Origin of the sequence: Pseudomonas sp. MIACH (assembly GCF_001269925.1) — a bacterium.
Taxonomy (GTDB): domain Bacteria; phylum Pseudomonadota; class Gammaproteobacteria; order Pseudomonadales; family Pseudomonadaceae; genus Aquipseudomonas.
Window position 1 is genome coordinate 333,746 of record NZ_LHVO01000002.1, and the last position, 15,988, is coordinate 349,733.

Genomic DNA, 15,988 nt, shown 5'->3' on the forward strand with positions numbered 1-15,988 from the left:
GCGTCGAGTTTGTGATGGTACGCATGCGGCACTTTCCTGCGTGCAAATGTCTTACAGGCATGTAGGCGTATTCGGCACTTTGTTTTTTCCCAGAGCGCGCTAGAATGCGCGCCGATGGGCGGAGAACTGTATGTGGCAACAGACCCTGATTACCCTGCGGGCCAAGCCCCGAGGCTTTCACCTGGTGACCGACGAGTTGCTTGCCGGCTTGCCTGAGTTGAAGGCCTGTCGCGTGGGCCTGTTGCATCTGTGGTTGCAGCACACCTCGGCCTCGTTGACCGTCAACGAGAATGCCGATCCGGCGGTTCGCCGTGACTTCGAACGGTTTTTCAACTCGCTGGTGCCGCAAGGCCGTGCCGGGTTTGAACATAACGACGAAGGTCCGGATGATCTGCCGGCGCACTTCAAGGCCAGTCTCCTGGGCTGCCAGCTGAGTTTGCCGGTCAAGGCCGGCCGCTTGGCGATGGGAACCTGGCAAGGTGTTTATCTGGGCGAGCACCGTGATCATGGCGGTGCTCGTAAAGTCCTCGCCACCTTGCAGGGTGATGAGGCATAAGCCACTGGTTATCCGGTGGATGTTGATTTTTTCCCGGCGGCCTCGACAGAGGATGAAGCTGGGCTATAACTAATCTGCTTTTCGCAAGTCATGAGGTAGAACATGAGCGACGATGATCTGGAAAACGACGACCTTGAAGTAGGTGACGACGACGAGGCCGAAGATAATCTTGACGCGGCAGCAGTTGACGACGTTGCTGACGAGGCCGATGACGCTGGTGGCGATGACGCGGCTCCCAAAGCCAAGGGCAAAGCCAAGGCTGCGGTTTCGGTAGACGAATTGCCGAGCGTTGAAGCCAAGAACAAAGAGCGCGATGCGCTGGCCCGTGCGATGGAAGAGTTTCTTGCCAAAGGCGGCAAAGTGGTCGAAGTCGAGCCCAATGTGGTTGCAGACCCGCCCAAGAAGCCGGATAACAAGTACGGCAGCCGACCTATCTAAGGTCAGCCACCTGCTTGTAAGAAAAAACCCGCCGTCGCTGCGGGTTTTTTCATGCCTGATGATTTGTTTGAGCCTTGTGGTGATCCAAATGTGGGAGGGGGGCTTGGATCTCTGGTGCTACTGCCAACTGCGCAGCAACTCCGGTAGCTCAGTCAGGCTACGAATCTCCGCGTCGGGGTGCTTATCTGCTTCCCACACCTTGGCGGTGGGGTTGAACCACACCGCCCTCAGCCCCGCCTGCTGCGCCCCAGCAATGTCATCCCCAGGATGGTCGCCAACATGCACCGCCGCGCTGGCATCCACTCCGCCGCGTTGCAGCGCTTCCTGGAACAGTCGTGCGTCCGGCTTGGCGATGCCGATATCTTCAGCGCGCAAGGCAAAGTGAAAGTAGTCCGCCAGGCCCACACGCTGCACATCGGCATTGCCATTGGTGATCACACCCAGCAGGAAATGCTGGCGCAGCGCTCGCAACATCGGCTCGGCCTCAGGGAATGGCGTGAGCTGATGGCGGGCGTGAATGAACGCTTCGAAACACACATCGGCCATTTCGGTGGCCTCAGGCTGTGGATAACCGGCCTCTTCAAACGCGTGCATCAACACCCGGTGGCGCAGGATACTGATGCGGTGCTTGAGTTCGGGATGGCGTTGCAGCACCTGCTGGCGAAGATTGGCGAAATGCTCCAGGGGCAGGTCGCCGACTTTGGCAGCGTGGGTGGCCAGCCATTCGCGCATCGACGCTTCGGCGCTGATGATGACGGGTACGTTGTCCCAGAGCGTGTCGTCCAGGTCGAAGGTGATCAGCTTGATACTCATGAGTCGCCGCCCTTGATGCGTTTGGCCCGTGGATGGGCACTGTCGTACACCGTTGCCAGGTGTTGGAAGTCCAGATGGGTATAGATCTGTGTGGTCTTGATGTCGGAGTGGCCGAGCAGTTCCTGCACCGCGCGCAGGTCCTGGGACGATTCCAGCATATGGCTGGCAAAGGAGTGGCGCAGCATATGCGGGTGCAGGTTCTGCCCCAGCTCGCGCTCGCCGGCGGCCTTGACCCGTATCTGGATGGCCCGTGGGCCCAGGCGCCGGCCTTGCTGGCTGATAAACACCGCGTCGTCCACCGGGTTGGCCAGGGCGCGCAGCGGCAGCCAGGTTTGCAGGGCTTCGCGGGCTTTCCTGCCGACCGGCAGCACTCGGGTCTTGCTGCCTTTGCCGAGCACTTGCACCAGGCCGTCCGCCAGGTCCAGTTGATCGAGGTTCAGGCCGGTCAGCTCCGACAGGCGCAGGCCTGAAGAGTAAAACAGTTCGAGGATCGCCTGGTCGCGGTGGGCGAGGAAATCGTCCTCTACTGCACCATCGAGCAATTGCAGGGCACGGTCGGTATCCAGGGTCTTGGGCAGGCGCCGCTCGCCTTTCGGCGGGGACAGGCCATTGGCCGGGTCGTGGTCGCAGAGGCCTTCGCGATTGAGGTAGTGATAGAGACCGCGCACCGCCGACAGCAGCCGCGACAGGCTGCGCGAAGACTGGCCCGCCTGGTGCAGCCGTGCGATCAGGCTGCGCAGGTTCTGGATATCCAGGGTCTTCCAGCTGCTGATCTGCTGTTTTTCGCAGTAGGCCAGGACCTTGTTCAAGTCCCGCCGATAGGCTTCCAGCGTATGGGGTGACACCTGGCGCTCATTGCGCAGGTGAGCGCAATAAGCGTCCAGTTGCCGTTCCATGGTTAGCGCACCGCGCGCAGGGCGGTGGTGAAGCGTGGCAGGACGCGGCCCAGCACTTCGGCGATATAGGTCAGGAACAGCGTGCCCACCGAGCTCTTGTAGTGCGCGGGATCACGGCTGGCAATGGCCAGCACGCCATGCAGGCCTTGATGGCTGAGGGCGACTACGGCCGTAGAGCCGATCTGCTTGCGCTGTTCGGCGCCGAACAGGAAGTCCAGTTCATGCTCGCGTAGCGTGCCGCTGATGGTCTTGCCTTCGGAAAGCAGGCCGCCAATGGCCGTCTGTGCTTCGCTGCCGCTGACCCAGCGACCCACCGGCATCGGGTTGTCGCTGAACAGAATCAGGCTGACAAACGGCACCTGGAAGTCCTGACGCAGGCTGTCTTCCACGGCGATCACGGTTTCTTCCAGGCTGGTGGCGTCCATCAGCGTCAGAATCAGGCGACGGGTCTTGTCGAACAGGCGATCGTTGTCGCGCGCGACGTCCATCAACTGCGAAAGTCGATGGCGCATTTCGATATTGCGCTCGCGCAGGATCTTCATCTGTCGCTCCACCAGCGACACGGTATCGCCGCGCTGGTGGGGGATGCGCAGGGCCGGCAGCAGTTCTTCGTGTTCGACGAAGAAGTCCGGATTAGCCTCAAGGTACGCCGCGACAGCAGCGGCCTCCAGACTATCGCTCGGGGTTGCGTGTGCGGGTACTTGAGGCTTATCGGTCATTCGCTTGGCTCACTCATAGACGGACCTGTCCTTCGTATACGCGCGAGGCCGGCCCGGTCATCATCACCGGGTGGCCAGGGCCTGCCCATTCGATGGACAAGCGTCCACCGGGCAGGTCGATCAGCAGTGGCGAATCCATCCACCCCTGGCTGATCGCGGCCACGGCAGCGGCGCAAGCACCGGTACCGCAGGCCTGGGTTTCGCCGGCGCCGCGTTCCCACACACGCAATTGCGCGCGGGAACGGTCGATCACCTGCAGGAAACCCACATTGACCCGCGCCGGAAAGCGCGGGTGGTGTTCGATTTTCGGCCCCAGTTCATGCACGGGGGCATTGTTGATGTCGTTGACCCGTAGCACCGCATGGGGGTTGCCCATGGACACGGCAGCGATGTCGACGGTCTGGCCGTCAACGTCCAGCGGGTAGCTGGCGGCCTGCTCGGTCGCCTGGAACGGAATATCCGCCGGGACCAGGCGTGGCGCACCCATGTTGACGCTGATCTGGCCGTCGCTGCGGATATCCAGCTCGATCACGCCGCTCTTGGTCTCGACGCGGATCTGCCGCTTGGCGGTCAGGCGCTTGTCCAGCACAAAGCGTGCAAAGCAGCGCGCGCCATTGCCGCACTGTTCCACTTCGGAGCCATCGGAGTTGAAGATCCGATAACGGAAATCCACCTCCGGGTTGCTTGGCGCCTCGACGATCAGTAACTGGTCGAAACCAATCCCGGTATGACGGTCGCCCCACTGTTTAGCGTGCTTGGGCAGGATGTGTGCGTGCTGGCTGACCAGGTCGAGGACCATGAAATCATTGCCCAGCCCGTGCATCTTGGTAAAACGCAGCAGCATGGCTTACTCCGGCAGCAGGCTTTCGCCAGCATACAACTCGGCTACCGTCTCGCGGCGACGCACTTCAAACGCTTGATCACCGTCCACCAGCACCTCGGCGGTACGCCCGCGGGTGTTGTAGTTGGAACTCATGACAAACCCGTAGGCACCGGCCGAATGCACGGCCAGCAGGTCGCCTTCTTCCAGGGCCAGTTGACGATCCTTGGCCAGGAAGTCACCGGTCTCACAGATCGGGCCGACAATGTCGTACGCGCGGGCTTGGGTGTCACGAGGCGTCACGGCGGTGACGTTCATCCAGGCCTGGTACAGCGCCGGGCGGATCAGGTCGTTCATCGCCGCATCGACGATGGCGAAATCCTTGTGCTCGGTGTGCTTGAGGTACTCGACCTGGGTCAGCAGCACGCCAGCGTTGGCGACGATATAGCGGCCCGGCTCGAACATCAGCGTCAGGTCGCGGCCTTCGATGCGCTCGCGCACCGCCTGGATATAGTCGGCGATCGCCGGTGGCTCTTCATCGCGATAACGCACGCCCACGCCACCACCGAGGTCGATGTGGTGCAGGTAGATGCCGCATTCGCCCAAGCGGTCGATCAAAGCCAGCAGGCGGTCGAGGGCGTCCAGGAACGGCGGCAGCGTAGTCAGTTGCGAACCGATGTGGCAGTCGACACCCAGCACTTCCAGGTTCGGCAGTTGGGCGGCACGGATGTACACGTCTTCGGCGTCGGCAATGGCGATGCCGAATTTGTTCTCTTTGAGACCGGTGGAAATGTACGGGTGGGTGCCGGCATCGACGTCCGGATTGACGCGCAGGGAGATCGGCGCACGAACGCCCATTTCGGCGGCAACGACTTGCAGGCGTTCCAGCTCGTCGGTGGATTCGACGTTGAAGCAATGCACGCCGACTTCCAGGGCGCGGCGCATGTCTTCGCGGCTCTTGCCGACGCCGGAGAACACGATCTTGTCAGCCTGGCCGCCAGCGGCCAGTACCCGTTCCAGCTCGCCACGGGAGACGATGTCGAAACCGGCGCCCAGACGCGCCAGGACATTCAGTACGCCCAGGTTGGAGTTGGCCTTGACCGCGTAGCACACCAGGTGCGGTACGCCATCGAGCGGGTCGGTGAACGAGCGGTACTGAGCTTCGATATGCGCACGGGAGTACACGTAGGTCGGGGTACCAAAGCGCTGGGCAATCGCGGACAACGCCACGCCTTCCGCGAACAGCTCGCCGTCCCGGTAGTTAAAAGCGTCCATGGAGCTCCCTTATTCGTAGGTGTCGTGCTTATGCGCTTTGGATGGCTTTTGCGACGATTGTGCCTGTTCGTTCGGGTCTTTGCTGTCATCGGGCAGGTACAGCGGGCCTTTTTGACCACAGGCACTAACGAGGCAAGCGACCGCGACGAGCGCAGCAAGGGAAGAGATCAGGCGCTTCATGGCGAAATCCTTGAATATGCATTAATTGCGCCCGAGTATACCGACCACCCGCCAGCTTGCCTATGCGCTGAAATACCCGTCCGGCGGGGGTTTGCCGAGATGGTCTGGAGGCGGACTACGCTGGTTGAGGATATTTCCCGCCGTCAATCGCGTTGAAATCGGTATCCTTTGCAATCGGCGAGGCTCGCCCGTATCGTGCGGCGCTTGAGCAAAACCAGACACTTTTGAGGTTGCCACAATGAGTTTGACCGAAGCCCGTTTTCACGACCTGGTGGATGCGACCCAGCAGGCACTGGAAGATATTTTCGACGACAGCGGCCTGGACGTGGACCTGGAAAACTCGGCCGGCGTGCTGACCGTCAAGTTCGAGAACGGCACCCAGTTGATCTTCAGTCGCCAGGAGCCGTTGCGTCAGCTGTGGCTGGCTGCACGTTCCGGTGGTTTTCACTTCGACTACGACGAAGAAGAAAGTCGTTGGGCACACGACACCACTGAGGAACTGCTGAGCGAAATGCTGGCTCGTCTCACGAAGGAACAGTCCGGCGCTGACCTGGACTTCGACGAGATTTGATCGTGACGCAACCTGTACCCGCACGCCCACCCAAGCCGCTGTTCAGTAATGTCAGCCCGGCGGTGCCGTCACCTTGTATCAGTTTGTGTCGCCTGGACGAGCAAAAAGTCTGCCTCGGCTGCTTCCGCCATGTGGAAGACATCCGTGAATGGCGCTCCGCCGATGATCAGCGGCGGCGAGTGATCGTGGCCCAGGCCGAGCAACGCAAAGCCACGCCTTGAGCCCGTCTTGTTTATTTGCGGTGCTGTGGTAGTGTCCGGATACGCCTCAACTCATCGAGGCCCGTGAGAACCCCGCCTTTTCCTGGCGGGGTTTTGCTTTTTTGTGCAGAAAAAAGGAGTCTGCCTGAATCATGACCGCACCTTCCATCATCCTCACCCGTCTTGATGTGCAGCGTCTTGAGCAATTGATCGACCGTATGGACGAGACGCAGCCGGGCGTTATTGCATTGCAAGCCGAACTCGACCGCGCCGAAGAAGTGGTTGGCCACGATGAAGTGCCTGCAACGGTCGTGACCATGAATTCCAGCGTGCATTGCCGTGAGCAAGGCAGCGGTAAGGACTACCACCTGACCCTGGTCTATCCGAAGGATGCTAATGCCGATGAAGGCAAGATCTCGGTCCTGGCCCCGGTGGGCAGTGCCTTGCTTGGCTTGCAGGTAGGGCAGCACATCGATTGGCCGGCACCGGGTGGCAAGACCCTCAAGCTTGAGCTGCTCAGTGTTGACGGTCAGCCCAAGGACGGCGGTGCCTTCCCGCTCTAAACCTGATTCAACGCTGCATTGAGTGACTGTTCCAGCTCGGCTTTGTAGCGCAGGTACAGGTTGCTCGGGCTTTGCACATCACCGAGCAGCCCCGACAGGTCGAGGTCGGTGATGTAGCAGCGGTAGCGCTCGGTTTCCCGGCGTTGCCCGACGATTTCCTGGGCGACCACCGCAAACAGTTGGTCGCCAAACTCCAGTTCGGAAAACTCCCGCTGATTGCAGTACAGGGTAATGCCCACCTGGCCTGGCGCTGCCTTGCCGATAATCGCCTGCACGTCGTAAAACGGTTTGTTCGCGGGGTTCTGCGGGGCCGGCCGAGGTTCGATACCGCGCGCGCGGCCGTTGCCTGTCGGCAATAGCTGGTAATACAAGGTCTGCACTGCGCCCAACGGTTCCTGCGGATCCAGCGGCGATAACGCATCCCGGCGATAAATGATCGATTGCAGGAAGCGCTGCAGCGGTGCCAACAGGCTCTGCTCATCGTGAAACGGCAAGCTCTGCTGCCAGAGCGCGTTGAACTCATCCAGCACATACAGCTCGGCGAAGCCTTCATTGACCCGGTAGAACACTTGCACGCAATCGGCCATACCCATGGGCAAAAGCAGCGCCAGGTCGTGGTCTTCCAGGGCCATCGCGTCCAGGTGCAGCGGGCTGTAGCTGGCCAGTTCTTCGCTGAGGTAGGCGATCAGCGCATCCTGGGTTGCCAGTGATACGTGGGTGGCCTGGCCCGGTATCAACTCCATCACGTGGTAGTGCTGCTGTACCTGGAGCAGGTAGCGGTGATTGCCTTGACTCAGTAGCAGGTTCTGCGCGGTGTCGAAGATTTCTTCTACGCGTTGGGCAATGAACTGCGCACGGTTATGGCAAAAGCAGCGCACCCGCAGGCGCGGCAAGTGATCCGAGGGCAGTTGATTGAGGTAGTCGCGCAGGCAATCGAGCAGGGCGTGCGGGCCGTCGTAGCGGCTGACCATCACCTCGTTCCAGCTGTTGAGCGTGACCTGGTCCAGGGTCAGTACCAGATTGTCGCGGACCCCTGCATAGCTCAGGGAGTCGGTGCGCTCGGTGGTCATCAGGATGTTCAGGTCGCGGTGATGCTTGAGCGGGTCGACGCCGACGTTGATCAGCAGCAACACCTCCTCGGGTACCGCCGAGCGCAACAGGCGCGTCTCATCGACGCTGGCCAAGGGCAGCGCGACAGTCTGTTGCAGGCTGCCCAGCAGGTTGAACAGCTCGAATTCGGTCATGTCGCTGGTGCCAGGGTGCAGAGCCAGGCGCGTGCTGCTGTCGATCACGCCGTTGCGATGGCACCAGGTGAGCATTTCCAGCAGGTCGCGGCTGCGCTTGATCGGCGCGAAATGCTCCCACTCCAGGGCCGTGAGGTTGCCGTTGTACAGGCCCCAATGGTGCTGGCCGGGCTCCTTGCGGTTAGGCGATTGCACCAGTGTCAGGGTGTCTTCGGCCAGATCGGGGGCGATCCCGGGGTTGATGAATTCGACTTTGCCGGCCTTGCGTTCAAAGGCGGCATACAGGCGCCGTCCCAGCACATTGAGGTCGCGCTTGTTGATCAGGCTGACGGTCTGTTCGGTCCGGGCGAACTGGGTCAGGAAGCGATAGCTGTAGTTCAGCTCGCTGACCAGGGCGCGGCGCTCGGAGGCCACCTGGCGGACTTTCCACTGGCTGCGGCTGTCCAGCAGCGCCAGTTGGCGTTGGTCCCAGCCCCACTCGTGGGCCAGGCGCTCCAGCAATAAGCGTTGCCAACTGCTGCTGCGCTGGCCGGCACTGAGCTTGCGGTTGACCTTCAGGTACAGCGCACGGCGCACCAGTTCCAGGCGCTCCGGCTCGTTGCGTGCCTGGAGGTATTCCTCGATGCGGCGGTACACCACGATGTACGGGTCCAGCTCATCCAGGTCCATCTGGTTGGCGAACACCGCACGCTTGAAGCGCAGGCTCAGGCAATGCACGTTCGGGTGCTCGCTGGCATAAACCTCGGTCAGCAGCAGCTTGAGTACCGACTTGTAGGGCGACTCGATGCCTTTGAACAGTTGCCACAGCCCGGCACCGATAAATTCGCCCGGGGGGATGTGCGCCAGGTGACCCAAATCGAGGGTTTCATCGGCCCGGATAAACCGCTTGGAAATCAGCGCGTGGGTGAATTCTGCATAGCGGGTCTCTTCATACACCGGCACCAGCCACCAGATCGGCGTGCGCCCGGCCAGCCAGATGGCGGTGCGGTAGAACTCGTCCAGCAACAGGTAATGCTGGGTGGTGCCGCAGTCGTCGGAGCTCAGTTGCGTGTCGCGCTCACCGAGCACGAAGCGCGTCGGCTCGATCAGGAAGAAGTGCGCCTCGGCGCCCATGGTCAGGGCCCAGGCTTCCAGCAGTTGGCATTTTTTGCGCAGTTCGACGAGCTCGTTGTCACCCAGGTCGGGGGCGTGGCATACCCACACATCCATGTCGCTCTGGTCGGCCTGGGCCAGGGTGCCGAGGCTGCCCATCAGGAACAGGCCGTGGATCGGTTTGGGTTGATTGACTGGACGCGGCTTGTAAGAGAACGAGCGGGTCAAGCGCTGGGCTTCGGTCAGGGCCTGGGCGTCGGGCTCGAAGTTCGACAGCCCGGCCGGCGTGCTGCCCGATACGTAGCCTGGCAACAGCGGATGATTAACGTGAAAAAACAGTGGCAGCAAGGTCAGCACGCTTTGCTGGCGCGGCGTCAGCCCTTCGATGGCACGAGCCATGCGACCTTCATTGAGGGCCATGAAGCGCGCACGCAATTGGGCCAGCACCTTGCGGTCGATGCCTTCGTCCAGGTCAGGGCGGATTTCATGGGTGCGGGTCATGTCGAACTCGGTGGCTCGCAGGGCCCGACGTGGGCGGCCGTGTAGGAGTTTACAGCCAGTCGCGTAGGAGGTTTAGAGGGAAATGATTGTTGACGTCAAAAATCGAGCCGTTGCGCAGCAATGCCCTCGGAGTCCGCAAGAGGCGGACTCCATGGGCGTTGTACGGTTTCAGGCTGCTTCTTTGGTGTTGGCGGTGGTCAAGATGGTCAGCAGGGTTTGTGCCTGCTCTGCAGCGTCCCGGCCAAGGCTGGTCAGGTAGCCCCCGTCCGCTTGGTCGATAAGTCCTTTCGCATGGAGGCGCTTGGCAGCGGCGATGGCAGTGGGAGCGGCGGTCTGATGGACTTTCAGACCTTCCTTGGTGCTGTCCAAGGGGAAGAGTACAAGGATTTCCAGTTCGGCAACCAACTCAGGGGTATACGACATAAGGACTCCAGACTTTCTAAAATTTATTAGAGGCTAGCAGGCCATAAGGTGAACGCACTTTGCCGAACTGTCCAGCGTGTTGCGGTGTGCCGGGATTATTCCTTTTCGGGCGGCAGCTCAGGCAGTGCCCGCAACGCGGTTTCATACCACTCGGTATTGAATGCGCGGTCTTCGTCCAGCATCGCGTCGATTTCGAAAGCGAGCACGTGAGCCATGAGATTCAGGATTTCGTCACGCTCATAGCCCACCAGCGTCAGCTTGTTGAAAGTAGCCTTGGCAGCAGGCGGGTTGTCACTTTCGATCTGGTTTTCGATCGCTTCGATCAAGGTGTTCTCGGTGAACTCTTCTTCGTCGTTGTCGATATCGGTCGGCTCGCTCATGGCAGGCTCCTCAAGGAAAGGGCGCCAGTCTACCCCCATTCAGGCAGGTGATGCTGCTGGTCAGGCCGGGCCCAGGGATCTATAACTCTTGCAGCCAACCCCGCACACGGCCTGGAGGCTTTGCGATGCTCAAGCTTTACGGATTTTCGGTCAGCAACTACTACAACATGGTGAAACTGGCATTGTTGGAGAAGGGCCTGCCCTTTGAGGAGGTGCCTTTTTATGCCGGGCAAACCCCCGAGGCCCTGGCGGTCAGTCCGCGCGGCAAAGTCCCCGTTCTGCGCGTGAAGCAGGGATTTATCAATGAAACCAGCGTGATCCTCGAATACATAGAACAGACCCAGGAAGGTCGTTCGCTGCTGCCGGCCGATCCTTTCCAGCGCGCTCAGGTGCTGGCGCTGTGCAGGGAGATCGAGCTGTACATCGAATTACCCGCCCGTGCGTGTTTTGCCGAGGCATTTTTCGGCATGCCGGTACCGGAGGCGATCAAGGAGAAAACCAGGGCCGAGTTGTCGCTTGGGATCGCGTCTTTAGGGCGGCACGGGCGGTTCGCGCCGTATGTGGCGGGGGAGAGCTTCACGATTGCGGATCTGTATTTCATGTACAGCGTGAACCTCGCCTGTGCGGTGGGCGAGAAGCTGTTTGGGCTGGACCTGTTGGCTGAACTGCCGGCGGCCAAAGCGTTGCTGGAGCGACTGCATGCCATGCCTAATGCGCAGAAGGTGGCGGCGGACAGGGAGGCCGCGATGCCGGCGTTCATGGCGATGATTGCGGCCAAAAAGTGATCAAGTGTGAGAGGGGGCAAGCCCCTCCCACATTTTTGACCGAGTTGTCTGAGATAACTCGGATCAGCGACTGGCGAGCAGGGCCTGGCCGCGCACGACCGCAGCCTTCACCTGTGCCGGCGCGGTACCGCCGACGTGGTTGCGGGCATTCACCGAGCCTTCCAGCGTCAGCACGGCAAACACGTCCTGTTCGATCTGGTCACTGAACTGACGCAGTTCTTCCAGGCTCATTTCTGCCAGGTCCTTGCCGGTGTCGACGCCGTATTTCACCGCATGCCCGACGATCTCGTGGCAATCGCGGAACGGCAGGCCACGGCGCACCAGGTAGTCCGCCAGGTCTGTCGCCGTGGAGAAACCGCGCAAAGCCGCTTCCCGCATGATGGCGTGCTTGGGTTTGATCGCCGGGATCATGTCGGCAAACGCGCGCAGCGAGTCACGCAGGGTGTCGGCGGCGTCGAACAGCGGTTCCTTGTCTTCCTGGTTGTCCTTGTTGTAGGCCAGGGGCTGGCCTTTCATCAGGGTCAGCAGGCCCATCAGCGCGCCGAATACGCGACCGCTCTTGCCGCGCACCAACTCTGGCACGTCGGGGTTTTTCTTTTGCGGCATGATCGAGCTGCCGGTGCAGAAGCGATCAGGCAGGTCGATGAACTGGAATTGCGCGCTGGTCCACAGCACCAGCTCTTCGGAGAAGCGCGACAGGTGCATCATCGCGATGCTGGCGGCGGCGCAGAATTCGATGGCGAAGTCGCGGTCCGACACGCCGTCCAGGGAGTTGCCGCCGACGGCGTCGAAACCCAGCAGTTGTGCGGTGTACTCGCGGTCGATCGGGTAGGTGGTGCCGGCCAGGGCAGCGCTGCCGAGCGGCATGCGGTTGGCGCGCTTGCGGCAATCGACCAGGCGCTCGTAGTCGCGGCTGAGCATCTCGAACCAGGCCAGCAGGTGGTGGCCGAAGGTGACCGGCTGTGCGGTTTGCAGGTGGGTGAAGCCGGGCATGATGGTGCCCGATTCGCGCTCGGCCTGCTCCAGCAAACCTTTCTGCAAGCGGGTGATTTCGGCCAGGATCAGGTCGATTTCGTCACGCAGCCACAGGCGGATGTCGGTAGCTACCTGGTCGTTACGGCTACGACCGGTGTGCAGCTTCTTGCCGGTCACACCGATACGGTCGGTGAGACGGGCCTCGATATTCATGTGCACGTCTTCCAGGTCGACACGCCAGTCGAACGTACCGGCTTCGATTTCACCGCGAATGGTGGTCAGGCCTTCGATGATGCTGTCGCGCTCGGCGTCGGTCAGCACGCCGACTTTGGCCAGCATCGTGGCGTGGGCAATCGAGCCCATGATGTCGTGGCGGTACAGGCGCTGGTCGAAGGTGACGGAGGCGGTGAAGCGGGCGACGAAGGCGTCGACGGGTTCACTGAAGCGGCCGCCCCAGGACTGGTTGGTCTTGTCGGTGCTCATGGATTCGCTCGTGGTCTGCTTATTAAGAGGCATGAAAGTGTGCCGGCGATAATAACAGGGTTGCCCGTGGAGGCGGTGCTGCGGGTCGTCGGCATTTTTATTTGTGCAAAGGATGGCTAAGTGCCTTGCCCCCGCTCGCGTCCGGGAAGAGACTGGAGACAGGTGCTTATTGATACGATATTTGACGATTGAGCAATATCGTCTCGGCGAGCGTCTACAGTTGGACTGAGAGTGTGTGAATGCACCAAAGTCGGGTAACGCGGTCAGAACCTGACTATCCATTTAAAAGGGGGATATTCGGATTGTGTATCAGCAAACCCTACGACGATGCCCGAAGGCAGCAGGTCTTGGGCGCTATTGAACAGGTCCGGGTAAATTTGGGTGCCGCTGCCGGGGCACTTTTTGCCGCTCGCGCTAGTCTTAGCGTGGATCGCTGTGACGCAAGTCACCGCACCTGTCTACGCTATCCTTGTGCGAGACTCACGCAGGAATCCAGCGCAATATGAATGTCCTGATCGTTGATGACGAACCCCAAGCCCGCGAGCGACTGAGCCGTTTGGTCAGTGAACTCGAGGGTTATACAGTCCTTGAGCCGAGCGCCACCAGCGGAGAGGAGGCGTTGACGTTGATCGACAGCCTCAAGCCGGACGTGGTGTTGCTCGATATCCGCATGCCGGGCCTTGATGGCCTGCAAGTTGCCGCCCGCCTGAGTGAGCGTGAATCGCCACCCGCCGTGGTGTTATTTGCTGCGCAGGAAGAGTTTGCCGCGCAGACACTCGAAGCCAGTGGTGTCAGCTTCGTGATCAAGCCAGTGACTGCCGAGGCCTTGCTCAGGGCCCTGAAGAAAGCTGAACGCCCCAATCGCACCCAGCTGGCAGCCTTGACCCAGCCGGCCGCCCAAAGTGGTAACGGGCCGCGCAGCCATATCAGCGCCCGCACACGCAAAGGGATCGAGCTGATTCCTTTGAACCAGGTGGTCTACTTCATTGCCGATCATAAATACGTGACCCTGCGGCATGAGGCTGGTGAAGTGTTGCTCGATGAGCCGCTCAAGGCCCTTGAGGATGAATTCGGTGACCGCTTCGTGCGTATCCACCGTAACGCGCTGGTGGCCCGCGAGCGAATCGAGCGCCTGCAGCGCACGCCTCTTGGACACTTTCAGTTATTTCTTAAAGGGCTCAACGGTGATGCGTTGATCGTCAGCCGGCGCCACGTCGCTGGCGTGCGCAAGATGATGCAGCAGCTTTAGACCGAGGTTTTTCGCGAGCCTGCATTCATTATCCCGGTGCGACGTGGCCAGGGAGGCCCCGCACTTGCTGATTCAAATCAAAGCGTATTTACCTGAGCTGTTATTATCTGCCGTATCTATTCAGTACGGATTGATCCATGTCCTCTCGCGAAATCCGCATCGCTACCCGTAAAAGCGCCCTGGCCTTGTGGCAGGCCGAATACGTCAGAGCACGCCTTGAACAGGCCCACCCCGGCCTCAAGGTGACCCTGGTGCCCATGGTCAGTCGCGGCGACAAGCTGCTCGACTCGCCGCTGTCGAAAATCGGCGGCAAGGGTTTGTTCGTCAAGGAACTGGAAACCGCGCTGCTGGAAAACGAAGCCGATATCGCCGTGCATTCGATGAAAGATGTGCCCATGGACTTCCCCGAAGGCCTGGGCCTGTTTTGCATCTGCGAGCGTGAAGACCCGCGCGACGCCTTCGTTTCCAACACGTATGCGTCCTTGGACGACCTACCCCTGGGCAGCATTGTCGGCACCTCCAGTTTGCGTCGCCAGGCACAGTTGTTGACCCGTCGTCCGGACCTGCAGATTCGCTTCCTGCGCGGTAACGTCAACACCCGCCTGTCCAAGCTGGACGCCGGTGAGTATGACGCGATCATCCTTGCCGCCGCTGGCTTGATCCGCCTGGGCTTTGAAGACCGCATCACCTCCGCGATCAGCGTTGAAGACAGCTTGCCTGCCGGTGGGCAGGGTGCCGTGGGCATTGAATGCCGCACCGCTGACAGTGAAATCCACGCGCTGCTCAAACCCCTCGATCACCACGACACCGAAGTGCGTGTCACGGCCGAACGGGCCCTCAACAAGCACCTCAACGGTGGCTGCCAGGTACCGATCGCCTGCTACGCCGTGCTCGAAGGTGAAAACCTATGGCTGCGCGGCCTTGTCGGGGATCCGGAAGGGGGCACTCTGCTGACTGCCGAAATCCGTGGCCCGCAGCGTGACGCTACGGCCCTGGGTATCCAGGTGGCGGAAGCGCTGCTGGACAAGGGCGCCGGCGCCATCCTGCAGAAAGTCTACGGCGAGGCCGGCCCGCAGTGACCGACTGGCGAGTGCTGCTGACACGGCCTGCCGAGGAATCGGCGGCCCTGGCGGCGGCGTTGTCCGACGCCGGTATCTTCAGCAGCAGCTTGCCTTTGCTGGACATCGAGCCGTTACCGGTGACTGCCGAACAACAGGTCATCCTTGGCGATCTTGGCCGCTATTGCGCGGTGATCGTGGTGAGTAAGCCCGCCGCACGGCTTGCCCTGGATCAATTGAATCAAACCTGGTTGCAACTGCCGTGGTTCAGCGTCGGCGCGGCTACCGCGCAGGTGCTGGCTGATCACGGTCTCCAGGTTCACTTCCCCCAGACGGGCGACGACAGCGAGGCCTTGCTTCAATTGCCTGCGTTGCGCGAGGCTATTGCACGGCCCGGCGCGCGGGTGTTGATCCTGCGCGGCGAAGGTGGTCGCGAGCTGCTGGCTGAGCGTTTGCGCGAGCAAGGTGCTAGTGTCGACTACCTGGAGTTGTATCGCCGTTTCCTTCCGGCTTATGACCCCGGAGTGCTGAGCCAACGCATCCAGTTGGAACGCTTGAACGGCCTGGTGGTCAGCAGTGGGCAGGGTTTTTTGCACCTGCAAGCCTTGGCCGGAGCTGATTGGCCACAGGTGGCACAGCTGCCGTTGTTCGTGCCCAGCCCGCGAGTCGCCGAGATGGCGCGAGCCGCTGGCGCAGAAAAAGTTGTGGATTGTCGCGGCGCGAGTGCTGCGGCTTTGTTAGTGGCGTTACGCAGCTCTGCCCTATGA

General features: G+C 61.0%; 19 protein-coding genes. 9 read left to right on the forward strand and 10 right to left on the reverse strand.

Annotated features, from left to right (window positions below; all coding sequences use genetic code 11):
- The first annotated feature begins 130 nt into the window (after nucleotides 1-130).
- Both AD670_RS01515 and sutA read left to right on the forward strand, forming a co-directional pair.
- The gene (locus tag AD670_RS01515; protein ID WP_053127701.1) at nucleotides 131-556 is read left to right on the forward strand and encodes a secondary thiamine-phosphate synthase enzyme YjbQ; all 426 of its coding nucleotides are present in this window, start codon (nucleotides 131-133) and stop codon (nucleotides 554-556) included.
- Between the two features lie 102 nt (nucleotides 557-658).
- On the forward strand, nucleotides 659-994 hold the full coding sequence (gene sutA, locus AD670_RS01520; RefSeq protein ID WP_053127703.1) for a transcriptional regulator SutA: 336 nt from the start codon (nucleotides 659-661) through the stop codon (nucleotides 992-994).
- Between the two features lie 117 nt (nucleotides 995-1,111).
- Here sutA and AD670_RS01525 read toward each other — a convergent pair whose 3' ends face one another.
- The 6 genes from AD670_RS01525 to AD670_RS30430 are packed head-to-tail and all read right to left on the reverse strand — an operon-like array spanning nucleotide 1,112 to nucleotide 5,697.
- On the reverse strand, nucleotides 1,112-1,807 hold the full coding sequence (locus tag AD670_RS01525; protein ID WP_053127705.1) for an HAD family hydrolase: 696 nt from the start codon (nucleotides 1,805-1,807) through the stop codon (nucleotides 1,112-1,114).
- The gene (gene xerC / locus AD670_RS01530) at nucleotides 1,804-2,703 is read right to left on the reverse strand and encodes a tyrosine recombinase XerC (RefSeq protein ID WP_053127707.1); all 900 of its coding nucleotides are present in this window, start codon (nucleotides 2,701-2,703) and stop codon (nucleotides 1,804-1,806) included. Before xerC ends, AD670_RS01525 begins: the two co-directional genes overlap by 4 nt.
- Before the next feature lie 2 nt (nucleotides 2,704-2,705).
- Nucleotides 2,706-3,422 carry a DUF484 family protein gene (locus AD670_RS01535; protein WP_053127709.1) on the reverse strand — a complete coding sequence of 239 codons (717 nt, stop codon included), beginning with the start codon at nucleotides 3,420-3,422 and terminating at the stop codon, nucleotides 2,706-2,708.
- Nucleotides 3,423-3,435: 13 nt separating this feature from the next.
- A complete protein-coding gene (dapF, locus tag AD670_RS01540; RefSeq protein WP_027608319.1) occupies nucleotides 3,436-4,266 on the reverse strand; it encodes a diaminopimelate epimerase in 831 nt (276 codons plus the stop codon).
- Nucleotides 4,267-4,269: 3 nt separating this feature from the next.
- Nucleotides 4,270-5,517, reverse strand: a complete 1,248-nt coding sequence (gene lysA / locus AD670_RS01545) for a diaminopimelate decarboxylase (RefSeq protein WP_053127711.1) — start codon at nucleotides 5,515-5,517, stop codon at nucleotides 4,270-4,272.
- Between the two features lie 9 nt (nucleotides 5,518-5,526).
- Nucleotides 5,527-5,697, reverse strand: a complete 171-nt coding sequence (locus AD670_RS30430) for a lipoprotein (protein ID WP_010207449.1) — start codon at nucleotides 5,695-5,697, stop codon at nucleotides 5,527-5,529.
- A gap of 238 nt (nucleotides 5,698-5,935) precedes the next feature.
- Here AD670_RS30430 and cyaY point away from each other — a divergent pair, with 238 nt between their 5' ends.
- From cyaY to rnk, 3 genes are all read left to right on the forward strand, one after another.
- On the forward strand, nucleotides 5,936-6,268 hold the full coding sequence (gene cyaY / locus AD670_RS01550; protein ID WP_053127713.1) for an iron donor protein CyaY: 333 nt from the start codon (nucleotides 5,936-5,938) through the stop codon (nucleotides 6,266-6,268).
- 2 nt (nucleotides 6,269-6,270) lie between these two features.
- Nucleotides 6,271-6,489 carry a DUF1289 domain-containing protein gene (locus tag AD670_RS01555; RefSeq protein ID WP_053128154.1) on the forward strand — a complete coding sequence of 73 codons (219 nt, stop codon included), beginning with the start codon at nucleotides 6,271-6,273 and terminating at the stop codon, nucleotides 6,487-6,489.
- A 131-nt stretch (nucleotides 6,490-6,620) separates the two neighbouring features.
- Entirely contained in the window at nucleotides 6,621-7,031 is a 411-nt protein-coding gene (rnk, locus tag AD670_RS01560; RefSeq protein ID WP_053127715.1) for a nucleoside diphosphate kinase regulator, read from the forward strand.
- Here the strand turns inward: rnk and AD670_RS01565 are convergent.
- The 3 genes from AD670_RS01565 to AD670_RS01575 all read right to left on the reverse strand — a co-directional run bounded on the left by AD670_RS01565 (nucleotide 7,028) and on the right by AD670_RS01575 (nucleotide 10,671).
- Nucleotides 7,028-9,868, reverse strand: a complete 2,841-nt coding sequence (locus tag AD670_RS01565; protein WP_053127717.1) for a class I adenylate cyclase — start codon at nucleotides 9,866-9,868, stop codon at nucleotides 7,028-7,030. The genes rnk and AD670_RS01565 overlap by 4 nt on opposite strands.
- Nucleotides 9,869-10,036: 168 nt before the next feature.
- Entirely contained in the window at nucleotides 10,037-10,291 is a 255-nt protein-coding gene (locus AD670_RS01570) for a TIGR02647 family protein (RefSeq protein ID WP_053127719.1), read from the reverse strand.
- Nucleotides 10,292-10,386: 95 nt separating this feature from the next.
- Nucleotides 10,387-10,671, reverse strand: a complete 285-nt coding sequence (locus tag AD670_RS01575; protein ID WP_053127722.1) for a hypothetical protein — start codon at nucleotides 10,669-10,671, stop codon at nucleotides 10,387-10,389.
- Between the two features lie 125 nt (nucleotides 10,672-10,796).
- On the opposite strand from AD670_RS01575, the gene AD670_RS01580 reads away from it, so the two are divergent.
- Complete coding sequence (locus tag AD670_RS01580) at nucleotides 10,797-11,456, forward strand: glutathione S-transferase family protein (protein WP_053127724.1); 660 nt, start codon at nucleotides 10,797-10,799, stop codon at nucleotides 11,454-11,456.
- A gap of 63 nt (nucleotides 11,457-11,519) precedes the next feature.
- On the opposite strand, the gene argH is transcribed toward AD670_RS01580, so the two are convergent.
- The gene (gene argH, locus AD670_RS01585; protein WP_053127726.1) at nucleotides 11,520-12,914 is read right to left on the reverse strand and encodes an argininosuccinate lyase; all 1,395 of its coding nucleotides are present in this window, start codon (nucleotides 12,912-12,914) and stop codon (nucleotides 11,520-11,522) included.
- A gap of 502 nt (nucleotides 12,915-13,416) precedes the next feature.
- Here argH and AD670_RS01590 point away from each other — a divergent pair.
- From AD670_RS01590 to AD670_RS01600, 3 genes are all read left to right on the forward strand, one after another.
- Nucleotides 13,417-14,163 carry a LytTR family DNA-binding domain-containing protein gene (locus tag AD670_RS01590; RefSeq protein WP_053127728.1) on the forward strand — a complete coding sequence of 249 codons (747 nt, stop codon included), beginning with the start codon at nucleotides 13,417-13,419 and terminating at the stop codon, nucleotides 14,161-14,163.
- A gap of 137 nt (nucleotides 14,164-14,300) precedes the next feature.
- Nucleotides 14,301-15,242 (forward strand): hydroxymethylbilane synthase, encoded by a 942-nt coding sequence (gene hemC, locus AD670_RS01595; protein ID WP_053127730.1) that lies wholly within the window; start codon nucleotides 14,301-14,303, stop codon nucleotides 15,240-15,242.
- On the forward strand, nucleotides 15,239-15,988 hold the full coding sequence (locus AD670_RS01600; RefSeq protein ID WP_053127732.1) for a uroporphyrinogen-III synthase: 750 nt from the start codon (nucleotides 15,239-15,241) through the stop codon (nucleotides 15,986-15,988). Before hemC ends, AD670_RS01600 begins: the two co-directional genes overlap by 4 nt.

Bases quoted from the DNA above. Each gene is read 5' to 3' on its own strand.
- AD670_RS01515 (WP_053127701.1), top strand. From the start codon at position 131: ATGTGGCAACAGACCCTGATTACCCTGCGGGCCAAGCCCCGAGGCTTT.
- sutA (WP_053127703.1), top strand. From the start codon at position 659: ATGAGCGACGATGATCTGGAAAACGACGACCTTGAAGTAGGTGACGAC.
- AD670_RS01525 (WP_053127705.1), bottom strand. From the start codon at position 1,807: ATGAGTATCAAGCTGATCACCTTCGACCTGGACGACACGCTCTGGGAC.
- xerC (WP_053127707.1), bottom strand. From the start codon at position 2,703: ATGGAACGGCAACTGGACGCTTATTGCGCTCACCTGCGCAATGAGCGC.
- AD670_RS01535 (WP_053127709.1), bottom strand. From the start codon at position 3,422: ATGACCGATAAGCCTCAAGTACCCGCACACGCAACCCCGAGCGATAGT.
- dapF (WP_027608319.1), bottom strand. From the start codon at position 4,266: ATGCTGCTGCGTTTTACCAAGATGCACGGGCTGGGCAATGATTTCATG.
- lysA (WP_053127711.1), bottom strand. From the start codon at position 5,517: ATGGACGCTTTTAACTACCGGGACGGCGAGCTGTTCGCGGAAGGCGTG.
- AD670_RS30430 (WP_010207449.1), bottom strand. From the start codon at position 5,697: ATGAAGCGCCTGATCTCTTCCCTTGCTGCGCTCGTCGCGGTCGCTTGC.
- cyaY (WP_053127713.1), top strand. From the start codon at position 5,936: ATGAGTTTGACCGAAGCCCGTTTTCACGACCTGGTGGATGCGACCCAG.
- rnk (WP_053127715.1), top strand. From the start codon at position 6,621: ATGACCGCACCTTCCATCATCCTCACCCGTCTTGATGTGCAGCGTCTT.
- AD670_RS01565 (WP_053127717.1), bottom strand. From the start codon at position 9,868: ATGACCCGCACCCATGAAATCCGCCCTGACCTGGACGAAGGCATCGAC.
- AD670_RS01570 (WP_053127719.1), bottom strand. From the start codon at position 10,291: ATGTCGTATACCCCTGAGTTGGTTGCCGAACTGGAAATCCTTGTACTC.
- AD670_RS01575 (WP_053127722.1), bottom strand. From the start codon at position 10,671: ATGAGCGAGCCGACCGATATCGACAACGACGAAGAAGAGTTCACCGAG.
- AD670_RS01580 (WP_053127724.1), top strand. From the start codon at position 10,797: ATGCTCAAGCTTTACGGATTTTCGGTCAGCAACTACTACAACATGGTG.
- argH (WP_053127726.1), bottom strand. From the start codon at position 12,914: ATGAGCACCGACAAGACCAACCAGTCCTGGGGCGGCCGCTTCAGTGAA.
- AD670_RS01590 (WP_053127728.1), top strand. From the start codon at position 13,417: ATGAATGTCCTGATCGTTGATGACGAACCCCAAGCCCGCGAGCGACTG.
- hemC (WP_053127730.1), top strand. From the start codon at position 14,301: ATGTCCTCTCGCGAAATCCGCATCGCTACCCGTAAAAGCGCCCTGGCC.